At 61.6% G+C, this 427-nt stretch carries 1 protein-coding gene; it reads right to left on the bottom strand.

Translation table 11 applies throughout. The features are described 5' to 3' along the window. Positions 1 to 427, bottom strand: a 427-nt coding sequence (locus SxD43FB_RS24075; RefSeq protein WP_141249668.1) for an efflux RND transporter permease subunit, incomplete at both ends; no start/stop codon positions are given.

Raw genomic sequence — 427 nt, 5'->3', positions numbered from 1 at the left:
GCAGGAATGAGGCCAGGATGCACGCCAGGAAGCCCACGATGAAGCGCTTGCGCGCACCCAGGGCCAGGGTCAGCAGGCCGTGGTAAACGTCCCGCACGTTGGAGAAGTGACGCTCGAAACCCTGCTGGAAATTCAGCACTGATTGCAGCACGGCATTGCGCTGGGGTTTGTGCTGGTCGCCCTCGTGGTGGTTGATGAATTCATCTTCCGGGTGATGACCTTCGCCTTGCTCCGGCACGTGCGGCTTGAGCAGGAACATCGCCAGGGTCGGCACCAGGGTGCGCGAAAGGATGAACGAGCTGGCCATGGCGAAAATCACCGCCAGCGCCATCGGGCGGAACAGGTAGCCGGCGATACCTTGCAGCATGAACATCGGCACAAACACGATGCAGATGCACAGCAGGGACACGAACGCCGGGCCGACGAT

It is taken from the genome of Sphingobium sp. D43FB (genome assembly GCF_002312805.1).
Classification (GTDB): Bacteria; Pseudomonadota; Alphaproteobacteria; order Sphingomonadales; family Sphingomonadaceae; genus Sphingobium.
This window is presented reverse-complemented; position numbering and strand designations above follow the sequence as displayed.